Raw genomic sequence first — 13,842 nt, forward strand, 5'->3', positions numbered from 1 at the left:
GGCGGCCGCTGGCCGCCTGCAGATAGCCGCCGCCATGCTGGAACACCCTGAGTGGTTGCCGGCCGATGCCGCCGCCAATCTGGGGATTTCTGAACTTGAGGTGGTGCAGGCATTACCGGCCGAGCAGCAGCAATTCTTGCCGCCGGAATGGCTGGAAGCCCTGCTGCAGGCACTGCCTGATTGGGGCAAATTGACCACCATAGTCACAGTTGCCGGGCAGATATTTGAATTCAAAGGCGATTTTCCCAAGGGAAAGACGGCTCATGGCTACTTTAACCTCTACAGCAAGGGAGATGGCCTGCATGGCCATCTGAAATTGGAGAATTTCAGCGCCATCGCCTTGATAAGTCGTCCATTTCGGGGCACTGAAAGCCATTCGATTAACTTCTTTGGCCCTGATGGCGCCATCGTTTTTAAGGTCTATCTGGGCCGGGATCAACAACGCAAGCTGCTGCCGCCACAGTTGGCACTGTTTGCCGACTGGCGTCACCGTGGTGAAGTGGCTGCCAAAAAGGGGGAAATATGACCAGTGAAAACCAACGCCTGCAGGAAAAACTGCTGCCGGAAATCGAAGACTTCAAACAGGGGCGTACCACCTTGCAGTTGGCGACCCAGGATGCCAACGGGATCCCCAACGCCAGTTATGCGCCGTTCGCGCTGGCCGATGATGGCTTCTATATTCTGGTAAGCGATCTGGCGCGTCACGGTATTAACCTCAAACAGTCACCGCGGGTATCTGTGATGCTGGTGGAAGACGAAGCCGAGGCGCGCAGCGTGTTTGCCCGCCGCCGCCTGACCTTTGATGCCGCCGCCGAACTGATAGCAAGAGACAGCCAGGGCTTTGCCAAAGGGGTACAGGTGCTGTCCGGACGCTTCGGTGAGATGATAGATAACCTGGCGGCATTGACCGATTTCAACCTGTTTAAGCTGGTGCCCGAGCGCGGTCTCTATGTCAAAGGCTTTGGCCAGGCGTTCAGTCTCAGCGGTGCCGAGTTGTTGGATGTCAACTGGATGCGTGATGGCCACCATGGAACGCCCAAGGCTGTGCCTGCCTGAGCTGGACTCATCGGCGCTTTGGCGCCACAATCCTGATTAATAGTCACTGTCTGGATTTTCTCTTGTCTGCTCCTCAAACCTCTTCGGCTCGGATCCTGCCCTGGATCCTGAGCTTTCTTAAGCCTTATCGTCTACGAGTCACCCTGGCGTTGCTGTTTCTGCTGCTGGGGTCACTGGCCTGGCTGGCTCTGGGGCAAGGGGTTCGCTTGATAGTGGATGAGGGCTTTATGGCCGACAACTCGGGCCGCCTCAACGAAATTGTGTTGTTTATTCTGGGGATTACCCTGGTCAGTGCCGTGGCCGTGTTCTGCCGCTTTTATCTGATGACCTGGCTCGGTGAGAAAGTCAGCAACGATATTCGCCGCTTGGTGTATCACAGGTTACTGGAACAAAGCCCGGTGTTTTTCGCCCGCTTGCGCACCGGGGAAATCATCTCCCGCTTTACCGCCGACAGTACTCTGTTGCAGACAGTTATCGGTTCTAGCCTATCGATGGCACTGCGCTCTTCAGTGACCACTATAGGTGGCTTGGTGATGATGGCTTTTACCAGCATCAAGCTCACGGCCTTGGTGCTGCTGGCCGTGCCGCTGGTGTTGGTGCCTGTGGGTTTGCTCGGGCGGCGGGTACGCAAGCTTGCGCGCACCAGTCAGGACAGTGTCGCCGATCTCGGCGCCTATGTGGATGAAACCTTGCATGAGATCCACACGGTACAATCCTATGGTCATGAGGATCGCGATCGCGACAATTTTGACGGCTACCTGGCGGCGGTGATGCGTGCTGCCAGTGGCCGCATCCGCTATCGCTCGGCGTTGATCTCCTCTGTCATGTTGCTGACTATCGGTGCCATAGTGGCTGTGACCTGGGTGGGGGCCAGAGACGTAATGGCCGGTGTGGTCAGCGCCGGTGAGCTGTCGGCATTCATGTTTTACGCCATGATGGTGGCCGGCGCCGTGGCCACCATAAGCGAAGTGATAGGGGATATTCAGCGGGCTGCCGGTGCCAGTGAACGCTTGATGGAGCTGGCCGAGTCCAAGGCAAATATTGCCGAGCCGGCCAAGCCGCTGGCGCTGCCCAGTCCGCTCAAGGGAGAACTCAGGATAGAGCAGCTGAGTTTTGCCTATGATGAGGGCGCAGCAGTGCTTGAGGATCTCAATATCCATATTCAACCCGGTGAACGGGTGGCTCTGGTTGGGCCCAGCGGCGCCGGCAAGAGTACGCTGTTTCAGCTGCTGCAGCGTTTCTATCAGCCGAGTTGCGGCCGCATTCTGCTCGATGGCGTCGATATCGCTTCTGTATCATTGGCGAGCCTGAGGGCACAGTTTGCCCTGGTGCCCCAGGAGTCGGTGATCTTTGCCACCAGTGTGCTGGAAAATGTGCGTTATGGCCGCCCTGAGGCCAGCCTGGAAGAAGTGGTTGCCGCCTGCAAGGGCGCCAGAGCTCATGAATTTATCAGTGAGTTTGCCCAGGGGTACGATACCTATTTAGGTGAGCGTGGCGTGCGCCTTTCCGGTGGTCAAAAGCAGCGAATTGCCATTGCCCGCGCCATCTTGGCCCGCAGGCCTTTACTGCTGCTCGATGAAGCCACAAGTGCCCTGGATGCGGTCAGTGAAGTCAAGGTCAAGCAGGCTTTGGATGAATTGATGGCGGGACGAACCACGCTCATCATAGCCCACAGGTTGGCGACAGTACTCAATGCCGACCGTATTCTGGTGCTGGAGCGGGGGCGATTATTGGCCAGTGGCAGCCATAGCGAGTTGATGCAAACCAGCCCGTTGTACCGTGAGTTTGCCAGTCTACAGTTGCTCGCGCCCGATAGTTTGGTCGGGAGCTCAAACGAGCCCGGGCAGGCATCATCGCTGGCTTGATTTCAGCGCTTCTGTTTTAAATAAATGATCAGGCCAGTCACGGTCAGCAATAATAAGGCGATCGCCGCCAGATCCATCAGATAACTGCCGGCAGCGCCGAAGATTCGGCCGCTGTGCAGATCCTGAAGAACCCTGTGCCAGGACAGGCGACTGGCGCGAATATCTCCGATCAACTGCTGCGTTTGTATTTTTGCCCCTTCGAGTGGTTTTATCCAGGGGAGGGCGACCAGGCTGGTGGCCGCTTGCCAATCCAATAGCTCGCTGTCGCTGCGATACTGGCCCCGGGGTGTTTTCAGCCAGACACTGCCGGGCTCGACCGCCATGGCGTTTATCTGCGGCGGCAAACCTGTCAGCTCGGTTTGGGTTTCCAGCACAGCAAGATCCTGGCTCAAAATCGTCAAACTGTTTCGGGTCAGCAGCAGCCACTTGTCTTCAAAGGGGGCCATGGCCAGTATTTCATCTGTTTGCTCGGCTAGCGGCGTGCCGGCTATCCAGGCCTGACCCTTACTGCTGCCCGCCAGCGGCTGGGCCTGCCAGACTTTGACATCTTCCGGGGCGCCAATGCCGTAATAGTCTTGCAGCCATTGCCAGTGCACGCCTTGGGATAGGTTCAGCTCACGGCCGTGATTCAAGGCCAGGCCGGTCAGTGTCAGCAGCAACACAAGCACACTGCTGATGATGCCAATACGTCTGTGCCAGGGGCGGAGGGTACGCAGGAGACGGACTCGAAAGTCCGGATGTTTACGTGTCATCTGGGCTCGCTGTGTTGTTGCAGACCGTGTTGCAGGCTGAGTTGCCGGTCAAGATAGAGGGCGATGCGGGCCAGTTTGGTCAGGGCCCTGACGGAAAGCGTTGCTCCGGTAATGCCATCTATATGTTTGTCCAGCTGTTTATCTTTTGTGAGTGTCGCCGATTTAAATTGGTCGGTAAAGAAGTCGTGCCTGACCTCATCGCCGCGGCTCTCGCGGTAGATAAGCACCTTGGTGCGATAAATCTGCCCATGGCGCACCTGAATGCCCACAGTGATTGGCGCTTCTTTGCCTATCTCCTCCAGGATCCAGACAGTGTCGTCTCCCTGCTGCCAATAGCGGGTACGCAGCGGCCGAAAATCGTGGGCCAGTATCTCTTCTATGACCTGGCGTTGCTCGGCGCTGAACCAAAAAACTTTGGCTTTCGCTTGGTCTTGACCTTTACCTTGGGCTCCCAAGGCCTGGGTGACAAAGTCTGCAGGACTTTGATAAACGCTTTGCGCCGCCTGGGTTTGAGTGAATGGCAGCAAAAACAGTGAGAGTAGTGCAATAAGGGTCTTCATAAGTGCCTCAATGAGGGCGCCCCAGAGGGCACCCAAAGATCATCAGAACTGATAACCTACACCCAGATTGAAACCGTCTGAGTCAGACTTGCCGCCACGTTTTTCGTAGTCGGCCTTGAACACCACATTCTCGTGCAACCAGTAGTTGATACCCACATTGGTTTGAGTTTCTTTGGTGTCTTGATTGTCACCGGCATTGTTGTCCCATTCGTTGTAGCGGGCGAAGATACCGAACTGCTCGTTAAAGCGGTAGGATGGCTCTATATACCAGCCATTTTGCTTGTCGCGGCCCAGGGCTTCGGCTTCAAATCCATCTATGTCCCACTCGGCATAGAGGGCTCTGATGCTGAAGTTTTCTATGTGGTAGATGGCGTGCGCCGACCACATCAGAGCTGAAGCTGTGTCTACAGTGGCTTCGCCTTGAGTCAGATCCGATTGGTACTGCACCGTGGCTGCCAGCTCCAGACCGGGAACGGCTGTGTATTTCACCCGGCCGGTATAGGCCAGATCGTCAGCCTTGGCCTCGGAAACCTTTTGGCGACCGCTTCTTGGCTTATAGGCATTTTTTCCTGTGGTAGGGACATTCAGGCCCGAGGTTACGGCCGCATCGAAGGCCAGTCCGGGAGCAGCCTGGATATTCATTGCCAAACCCGCCTCCCACCAGGTAGCCGGGAGTATGTCTTTCTCAACCGGGTTGCGCTCGACACCATAAAATGCCGGTGGCTCGTGGGTTTCATTGATGATGCCAACCGGCATCAGGAACAGACCCGCCTTCGCAGTCAGTGCTTCGTTGAAGTCGTGCTCTATGTAGGCCTGCTCCAGCTCGACTTCGCCATTTTGACCATCGCCTGAGATGGAGTGCTCCACTTCCAGCTCGGAGAAGAAACGGGTGTTTTCGGTAAACTCATGGCCGAAGAAGAGCACGAAACGGTGGAAGTCGAACTCTTTCTTATCCTCGCCCAGCTTGTTGTCTATGTTGTTGTAGTGCAGTTCACCATAGCCGCCGATAGTGGTGGCGGTTTTTTGCGGGGTGGAATCTACCACCTCGGCGGTCTGTTCGTCCCGCTCAGCAGTTTGCTCGACACGCTCGGCAGTTTGTTGCTGGCGCTTTTCGGTTTCTGCCAGACGGCGCTCCAGATCCTTGAGGACCTTTTGCTGCTGTTCGATGATTTTGCGCAGCTCCTGAGTCTCGTCCGAGGCGAATGCCTGCGGGCCGCACAGGGCTGTCAGTAGCGCACTGGCAATGAGAGTTTTCTTGATCATCTTGCTTCCCGTTGTGATGTTACTGTTGTTGAAATCGGGCGAATTCTAGCAATTGATTTAATAAATGCAAACGATTTGCATTTATTAATGTGATAAAAATTAACAAATGTCAGCATCTGTAAACTTGCTTGTTATTGTTATGGTTTTGTCTGAAAACGGATGCTTACAATGTAAGTTTTTGATCTTTTTATTAAAGTATTAAGACTATGTTTTAGTCGCAAGGGGAGAGCCTGACGTCATTCCCGGATAAATCCGCTGAAGTGCGATTGCTGAATTTTTGAACTTTCAACCTTGGTCGGAGACTTGGGCCAACAGATCGGGTGAGTTATTTGTCAAAAGGCGGTTAAACTGATCGGCCTTTTTATTCCGGTTAGCCTTGGCTTTGTGAGTGTTCGAACAAGATGTTTCTAGTTGATTATTTTAAAAGAGAAAATAACCAAATAACCATAGGCCGCAAACAGGCCAGTGATTTTGCCAAGGGTGTAGCAGGGGATTTCAATCCCATCCATGATGAGGATGCCAAACGTTTTTGTGTTCCCGGCGATCTCCTTTTTGCCCTGGTGTTGAACGATTATGGCCTCAGCCGCCGGATGCAGTTCAAGTTTGAAGGCATGGTAGGAGACGGCGTATGTCTGCATTTTCCCAGTGACCAGGATGCCGAGCTGGCGATAGAAGATGAGCGCGGCAAACGCTACCTGAATGTCCATCGCGATGGTGAAATGCGCCACTGTGAAAGGCAGTTGGAGTCCTTTATCCGCAGTTATGTGGCTTTTTCCGGCCTCAACTTTATCCATGTTTTGGTGCCTTTGATGCGTGAGCATCAGGTAACCATCAATCCGGCGCGGCCATTGGTTATCTATGAAAGCATGGGCTTTGAGCTGGATACCCTGGAGTTTGAGCAGGTTAAACTGGAACTGGTTAACAGCAGTCTCAAAGTCGATGGCAAGCGCGGTGATGTGACGCTGGATTTCGCGCTTATCAGCGATGACAAGCAGGTGGGCACCGGGCGCAAGACCTTGGTACTCAGCGGCTTGCGCCCCTTCGATGAGGCGGCTGTCGAGGCTATGGTCAGCGAGTATCAGGCGCGCCGCGATGGCAGCTGGAATGGCTGCTCACAGACAAACGCCTAAATTCAAACTGCGGCGGCTTCTGAGCCCGGCACCAGCCTGCTTTCGACCCGGTTACGCCCCAGCTGCTTAGCCTGATACAGGAGTTTATCTGCAGTATCAGTGAGTTGGCTGAAGCTCTGGCTGCCGTCGGCATCCAAAGCCACCCCCTGACTGACGGTGAGCCTAAGCGGCTCACCACTTTCCAGGGTGAATATGTGTTCGGCCACACTCTGCCTCAGGGTTTCGGCGACAGCCACAGCGTCATTCAAGCCGGTATTGGGCAGCAATAACATAAACTCTTCACCGCCAACCCGAGCCAGCAGATCATCTTCCCGCAGCGAGGTTTTCATGACCTTGGCCAGTTCAATCAGCACCCGGTCGCCGTTATTGTGACCATGGGTGTCATTGACCTTTTTAAAATGGTCAATGTCGAGAGTAATCAGTGCCAACGGGCCATGGCTGCTCTGGGCCTTGGTCGGCAGTAACACTTCTTTCAGGCGGTCAAGCCACATGCGCCACTTGGGCTGCGCTTCCTGGTTTTGCTCCTCTGTAGCTTGATGGTACAGCAACCAGCCGGCCAGATAGCGACGGTTATAGAGGCCGGTGAGGCTGTCAGTCTTGGCCAGCAGGCCCCACTTCAAGCGTGAGCGATTGAGCCAGAGAATAACAGCGGTGGCCAGCAACAGCAGCAACAGGATTATGCTGCTGATGATATTGAGCTGATTCAGGGTAGTGCGGTTGGTTTCCAGCTCCAGCTTTTGCAGTACGTTGTTCCAGTTGAGATCCTGGTTCTCAAACTCGAGGCGCTCTAAGTTAAACAGCAACTGTTGGCGATCCAGGTTACTGACCAACTCTTTGGAGCTGTATGCGGCGAAGCGCTGCTGATACTGCTCCAGCACCTCGTAGGCGCGCTTGAAATTGCCCAACCCGGCAAAGCCTTCGGCGCTGACCTTTAACAGCTCTATCTGAGAGCGCAACAAGGTTTTTTCCTTGGCTAAGCCGATAAGCAGAGGGTCGACATAGACAGCCATCTCGGCATACTGATGCTTATTGAGCAAGTCCTGAGCCTTGAGCAGTTGAAAGCGACTGGTGTAGAGGGTTGAAGTCTCACGATATTGCAGGTTGTCGGCTAGTTGCAGGTGCCTGGACATGGATGACACATCTTCCAGCTCCCGGTACTTCAGCGCCAATTCCACATTGATGCGAAAGCGATACAGGCCGTAACCCAGCACTCTGGCCAGCTCCAGTGCCGCTTGATACCTGTCAATGGCGACTTCAGCCTTGCCTTGACGTTCAGCCAACTGCGCCAGATCCAATTGCACCAGCATCTGGTTGTAGGACATCCTTCTGTCCTTGAAGAAATTAAACGCCTTCTTGAGCAGTTTTTCAGAGCGCTCAAAGCCGTTGAGGCGCACCAGGAGGTGGCCCATACCAAAGGAGATCCGTTCAAGCAACTCCTTGTCCTGGCTCTGATCGGCAGCGTCCAATGACAGCATCAGGCTGGCGTAGGATGCATCCAGCTTGCCTTGCTGTTCAAATGCTTTGCTCTTCAGTAGCAGGGCTTCGGCCTGAACCGCCTTATCGGCAGAGTTCTGGTTGCGATCTATTATTTTTTGCAGTTCGCTGATGGCCTGTTTGACCTTGCCGGTTTGCAGCATTACCTGTACCAGTCTCAGCTCCAGCAGGGTATGTTCGCTGGTTCCGGCATCCGCCAGCTTAAGGCCCTCTTTGGCGGCTTGCTCGGCGGCGGGGACCTCATGCAGCAGCAGAGACACTGTCGCCTTGGTCAGATAAAAACGGGTCACTAAGGGCTTGGGCAGGTCCTTGAGCTGATCGCCTTCCATCTCGTACAGCTGCGCCTGTGCCCGTTGCGGCAGGGAATAGAGTTGGCTTTCGGCCCCTTTAAGCAAGCGGGAGAATTGCTCTGCATTGGCCGCCAACAAGGTCGGGCTCGCCAGAACCATAAAGATTGCGATCAAGGGGGGGCAGAAGCGTTTCTTCATACTCTTAGTGCTCTTTGAACCGAAAATGTCTGATAAAAGTCATATTTTGGAGAGATTATCGCGTTCGCTGCCGGGGTTTGTCTAATTATTCGCTACTAACTACCCGGATTTGGGAATTGTCTGATAGAGGTGGAGTAGTTAAAAAAGCTAAATCATGGCCGAGCCTGAAGCTAACCCTGGTTGAAATCCAAGGTGAGGAGTTCATTGTGAGTTGCCTTGAAAGTGCTTCGAAAAAGAAGTGAGTAAAGAAAGACATTAATCAAGAGAAAGAAGCTGAAACTTCAGTAGGATGATGGTTGAAATGAAATCCGGGTAAAGCAAAAGCTGCGCCGATAGCCAAGTAATGCTGGCTGCTATCGGCGCTTGTTGATCAGTTTTCTGCCAGGGTTTGATAGGGGCCGTCGCTGGCTGGGCTGTTGTCAGTTTGCTGATCAAGACGGCTTATTCTGACTTCGGCTATCTGGTGCTGATTCATCGCCGTAATCTCAAAGCGCCAGGGCATCAGAGTCAGTACGCTACCTGCTTCCGGGATCCGGCCAAAGCGTGCCAGCAGCATGCCCGCCAGGGTGACGTACTCGTGATTATGGCTCTCGAGTTCATCGCAGCACAGTAGCTTCTCCAACTGATGCAGGTTAATACTGCCGCGAGCGCGCCAACCATCGCCATCGATGCGGATCTCTTCGACCTCGTCTTCCTGGGGCAGTTCGCCGACTATGGCTTCGAGAATGTCGTGGCCGGTGACCAGTCCCAGTAGGGCACCGAATTCGTCTGTCACCAGTGCCATGTCGGCCTTGGCGCGTTTCAGTTCTTCCAACAAACGGAACACGCTGATGCTTTTCGGCACTATCACCGGCTTGTGGCCGGGGCGCAGACTCTGCAGCGGCTGTTGTTGTTCTATGGCTGCCAGCAACTCCTTGGCACTGACCAGTGCCACGACCTTGTCTATGTCGCCGTCACACAGGGGATACTGGCTGAAACTGTCGCCATGCAGTTGCTGTTTTATCTGCTCGGGGCTGTGGCTGAGGTTAATCCAGCTTATTTCGGCTCGCGGCGTCATAATGCTCTTGATGCTGCGCTCGGCCAGAGTCAGCACCTCGCCGACCATGTTGCGTTCATCTTCGGCAAAGCACTTGCTCAAGGCGCGCTCAGTTTCGGGCACCTCTTCATCTTCTTCAATTTCCTCAAACTGTTTCTTGCCGCCCATCAGCTTGAAGATGGCGTTGGCCGTCCTGTCCCTCAAGGGTTTACGGGCCTCACGTTGTTCGAACCTGCGTTGCCCCAACTGGTTGAAGAACTCGATCATGATGGAGAAACCTATGGCGGCATATAGATAACCTTTGGGAATATGGAAACCAAAGCCTTCGGCTACCAGGCTGAAACCTATCATCAGCAGGAAACTGAGACAGAGCACCACCACGGTTGGGTGCGCGTTGACAAAGCGGGTCAGCGGTTTGGAGGCCAGTAACATCACTGTCATGGCCACCACTACGGCTGTCATCATCACCCAGAGTTCATCCACCATGCCGACCGCGGTAATAATGGAGTCTATGGAGAATACCGCATCCAGCACCAGTATTTGGGTCACGACTATGCCAAAACTTGCGTAGGCGACTTTCTGGCCTATTTCCGGCTCTTTGGACTCCAGCCGTTCATGCAGTTCACTGGTGGCCTTGAACAGCAGGAACAGACCACCGGATATCAGGATCAGATCCCGTCCGGAAAAACTGAAGTCGGCAAGGCTGAACAGAGGTTGGTTGAGGGTGACCAGCCAGGACACCACGGCCAGCAGGCCAAGGCGCATCAACAGGGCCAACGACAGGCCTATGACCCGGGCTTTGTCTCTTTGATGTTGAGGGAGTTTTTTAACCAGAATGGCAATGAATACCAGGTTGTCTATGCCGAGAACTATCTCGAGGATGATAAGAGTAAAGAGTCCGATCCATATGTGTGGGTCGAGCAAAAGTTCCATAGTGGTGAACCAAGAGCCTCAAAGTGGGTTTAACTTGGGCCTATTGCAGCATAACTTGGGCGGAATGCTGAATTAATTATGGTTAATCCTTTGCTGGCGCAGCAGTGCTTGAACGAGTGTCAAAAAACTGCCTTGGAGTCATAAAATTTACGTATTGTGTATTATTTAAAAACTTGATTATAAAGGTTTTATCTTTCCGTATCAGACTTTAGAATTAACCCAAAATAACAAATGGGAAACATCTGTGATGGCAAGAAAAAAGCCCCTGTTGCTGCACTCGATATTACTGGGTAGTTTACTGCTTGGCGCTTGCGGCGGTGGCGATGATGAAAGTGGCGCCGGGTCAAGCGATGATAATCTGCAGCCGCCTGCCGGCGTCAATCAAGCGCCCAAGGGTGACGATATTCAGCTGGCTTATGACAGCTCGCTGCAGAGTATTGCGGTCAATTGGCAAGGTTATGTGTCAGATCCCGATGGCGATCCCTTGCAGGCCAGCATTGCCGAGCAGGGCAAGCTGGGGCAGTTCAGTCTCGATGGCGATATGCTGAGCTACAAAGCAGACAAAGATGCCAAGGGCAGCGATCAAGGGCTATTGCAGGTCAGTGATGGCCGCGGTGGCAGCGTCAGCCTCAAGTTGGCAGTTTTTGGCGTGGACGGCCAAAGCCCTCTGGAGCGGGCGCTGGCAAGCGGTGATGCAAGCGGGCTGGACCCGGATACTCTGCTTGAGGCGATTGCCGCGCAGATAACGCAGCTGCGCTCGAATGAGCAAGCCCTGCGGCAAAGGGTATTTGCCTATACGGCGCTGGCCTATGCACCAGGCAACCGAACTCAATTGTTCAATATCATCGAGCCGGAAATGGCCACACCTCTGCTGCGTGCCAACACGGGTCAGGTATTGGCCGTCGCCGGTGAGCAGCATACCGGGCGCTTTGCGGCCTTTGGTACCCATCTGTTTGCCCGTTTCCATGCCGATGAACTCACCGCCATGGAGCCAGCCAATGACAATCTGCTGGCTTGGTTGCTGAACAGAGCGCAAGCGGCAGAACTGCAGCAACCATTGACCGTGTCCTTGAGCTTTCTTGGTGGCCAGGAGAGTGCCAGTCGCAGTTGGTTGCAAGGGCGGTTTCCCAATTGGACCATCAAGAGTTGTAATCAGGTCGCTACTTTGGAAGCCTGTATCGCCGATGCCCAGTTGTTAATCAGTGGCTGGCGCGCGGCCGATACCGATGCCGGGCAGATAGCCGGCGTCTATTCCCGGGCGCTGGCATCGGGCAAGGCACTCTATTATCAGCACAACTGGTATGAAGCGACCAATGCGGTGGCCGACGCCATTGCCGGAACCATGGGGGTCAGTTTGCCCTATGGCGGTAACTTCTGGGCCAACGCCGCTGCCGATTGGTCCTCGGCCACGGCCATGGCGGCCGCTTTCCCGCTGCTTGGCGGTGAGCAGCGCCTGACACAGCACCTTATTGATGATGACTTCAACTTTGACTGGTCCGGCTGTGAAACCTATGTGGGTAAAGTGAGCTGTGACAAGGTCAACGGCTTTGAGTCTGAGTTCCTTGCCGGTGCCAGAGCGCTTAAAAACTCACTCAATCAACTGGATAGTCGTGGTCAGGTGTTGTTCGGCAACGAGGGGCGCAGGCTGCTGAAACTCTTTGTGTTGCTGGGCGATCTTTACCGTGCCGACATAGCTTATCCCATGGATAAGGACACCACGCCGCAAGGGCGTTTTCTGGCGGCCTACCTGGCCGACCACTTGGCGCTGTATTTGAGGGGGAATAATCCAGCGCAGCCGGATTTGGGCAATTTCAGCGCTCCTTTGCCGCAAACGCTGACTCTTGAGAACGTCAGCCTGGAAATGGCACAGGGCAAAGAGAGTGGTTATCGCGGCAGCGGTTTTTACTTGTTGCCCGGCCAGAGTGTGCGTCTCGAGCGTAAAGACACACTGCCGCTGACGGTAAAGGCCTTTATCAATACCCAGAGAACCGGCTCAACCCGGGAATTCAATAACCAGGGATACCAGCGCCCCAAATTTTTGCGCTCGGTCGAGTTGACCCTGAAACCCGGGCAACCTCTGACCCTGAGCAGCCCTTATGGCGGGACTTTGATGCTGCAACTGCCGGCCGGTGAGGGCGTGGTGAGTGTTGAAGCGCAAAATGTACTGGCCTATCCCTACCTCAAGGATTTCAACCAAGCGAGTGGCTATTTGACGGCGCTTGAAACCAGCCCGCTGAGTTGGGCCGGGCTGCGCACCGACTTTGTCGAAATTAACTCCCGCAAGCATATGATGAAACAGTTCATCTATGCCGAGCCTTACCGCGGCGATGTGGAGCAGGCCCTGAATGATGTTTGGCGCTATATGATCAAGGGGACCTATGATCTGGCCGGCTTCAGTGGCGAAGGGCTGGCGCTGGCACCCAGCGTGGCCGCCCGCTGCGCCCTGCTGGGGTGGGATTGCCAAAATGAACAGATCCATGCCAAACCCAAGGTGCAGCACATCAATGTCGATGAGGCGGCACACTGCGGTGGCGGCTGCTCTGGTAACCCCTATGATCAAGCCTGGGTATTGAGCCCCTTCGGCTGGGGCGAGAGTCACGAGATAGGCCACAATCTGCAGCGTAACCGGCTGAAAATCTATGGTGGCCGCTCCGGTGAAGTCTCCAATAATATTTTCCCTCTGTACAAGGGCTGGCAACGCTTTAAAGATAGTGGTGAGCGGATCGCCAGCTGCGATCGCCAGTCGCCTCAAACCACTTTCGAGTGGCTGAAACAGGCGCAAAGCAGTAGCGATCCTGTGACCTCTGTCTACGACAAGCTCTGGAGTCAGACCGGCACCTATGACAACGCCGGGCCCAGACTGGATTTCTATCTGCAGCTGGCGGCATTGGCCGAAGAGCATGCAGGTTTGGACAACGGCTGGCAGATTTTCACCTTGCTCTATCTGCATGAGCGTCTGTTCAGCCATGCGATTGCCGACGCCGCTCGCTGGGGCGAGATGAGGGATGCATTGGGCATGAGCAGTTATATCGATGCCCCGAACCTGGATGGCAACGACTTCATGCTGCTCAGCCTGTCGAAGTTGCTGCAACTGGATATGCGTCCCTGGTTCGATCTCTGGGGGGTGCGCTATCAGGCCCAGGCCGCCAACCAGGTAGCTGCCTATGGTTACCCGGCCGCTGAAGCAGTGTTCTATCGTCTTTCGAGCCAATGTGCTGAGCTGGCGGTGCCCAAGCTCACTCTGGATGCCAACTGGTAACTGAGA

General features: G+C 54.6%; 10 protein-coding genes. 5 read left to right on the forward strand and 5 right to left on the reverse strand.

The genetic code is table 11. The features are described 5' to 3' along the window. Positions 1–34 precede the first annotated feature (34 nt). From hutX to ACSHSR_RS03720, 3 genes are read left to right on the forward strand one after another with little or no spacing between them, the layout of a single operon-like run. The gene (hutX, locus tag ACSHSR_RS03710) at positions 35–526 is read left to right on the forward strand and encodes a heme utilization cystosolic carrier protein HutX (protein WP_243888551.1); all 492 of its coding nucleotides are present in this window, start codon (positions 35–37) and stop codon (positions 524–526) included. Continuing rightward, entirely contained in the window at positions 523–1,056 is a 534-nt protein-coding gene (hutZ, locus tag ACSHSR_RS03715; protein ID WP_025008892.1) for a heme utilization protein HutZ, read from the forward strand. The genes hutX and hutZ overlap by 4 nt, the downstream gene beginning before the upstream one ends. A 32-nt stretch (positions 1,057–1,088) precedes the next feature. After that, complete coding sequence (locus ACSHSR_RS03720; RefSeq protein ID WP_479631506.1) at positions 1,089–2,921, forward strand: ABC transporter transmembrane domain-containing protein; 1,833 nt, start codon at positions 1,089–1,091, stop codon at positions 2,919–2,921. Positions 2,922–2,923: 2 nt separating this feature from the next. On the opposite strand, the gene ACSHSR_RS03725 is transcribed toward ACSHSR_RS03720, so the two are convergent. Genes ACSHSR_RS03725 through ACSHSR_RS03735 form a run of 3 tightly spaced genes read right to left on the reverse strand, consistent with a single transcriptional unit; the run spans position 2,924 to position 5,496 of the window. After that, positions 2,924–3,673: a PepSY-associated TM helix domain-containing protein gene (locus ACSHSR_RS03725; RefSeq protein WP_479631261.1), complete on the reverse strand. Its 750-nt coding sequence runs from the start codon at positions 3,671–3,673 to the stop codon at positions 2,924–2,926. After that, on the reverse strand, positions 3,670–4,233 hold the full coding sequence (locus ACSHSR_RS03730; RefSeq protein WP_156029050.1) for an FMN-binding protein: 564 nt from the start codon (positions 4,231–4,233) through the stop codon (positions 3,670–3,672). The genes ACSHSR_RS03725 and ACSHSR_RS03730 overlap by 4 nt, the downstream gene beginning before the upstream one ends. Positions 4,234–4,275: 42 nt before the next feature. Then, positions 4,276–5,496, reverse strand: coding sequence for a porin (locus ACSHSR_RS03735; protein WP_479631262.1), 1,221 nt, complete (start codon positions 5,494–5,496; stop codon positions 4,276–4,278). Between the two features lie 401 nt (positions 5,497–5,897). Between ACSHSR_RS03735 and ACSHSR_RS03740 the strand changes: the two genes are divergently transcribed. Beyond that, positions 5,898–6,626 (forward strand): DUF3581 domain-containing protein, encoded by a 729-nt coding sequence (locus ACSHSR_RS03740; protein ID WP_117199942.1) that lies wholly within the window; start codon positions 5,898–5,900, stop codon positions 6,624–6,626. A 2-nt stretch (positions 6,627–6,628) separates the two neighbouring features. On the opposite strand, the gene ACSHSR_RS03745 is transcribed toward ACSHSR_RS03740, so the two are convergent. Together ACSHSR_RS03745 and ACSHSR_RS03750 are read right to left on the reverse strand one after the other, a co-directional pair. Continuing rightward, positions 6,629–8,608, reverse strand: coding sequence for a diguanylate cyclase (locus tag ACSHSR_RS03745; RefSeq protein ID WP_479631263.1), 1,980 nt, complete (start codon positions 8,606–8,608; stop codon positions 6,629–6,631). 370 nt (positions 8,609–8,978) lie between these two features. Beyond that, positions 8,979–10,577 (reverse strand): TerC family protein, encoded by a 1,599-nt coding sequence (locus ACSHSR_RS03750; protein ID WP_208164236.1) that lies wholly within the window; start codon positions 10,575–10,577, stop codon positions 8,979–8,981. 247 nt (positions 10,578–10,824) lie between these two features. Here ACSHSR_RS03750 and ACSHSR_RS03755 point away from each other — a divergent pair, with 247 nt between their 5' ends. Further along, positions 10,825–13,836 (forward strand): ImpA family metalloprotease, encoded by a 3,012-nt coding sequence (locus ACSHSR_RS03755; RefSeq protein WP_479631264.1) that lies wholly within the window; start codon positions 10,825–10,827, stop codon positions 13,834–13,836. Positions 13,837–13,842 lie beyond the last annotated feature (6 nt).

The organism is Shewanella sp. VK101, assembly GCF_056497865.1.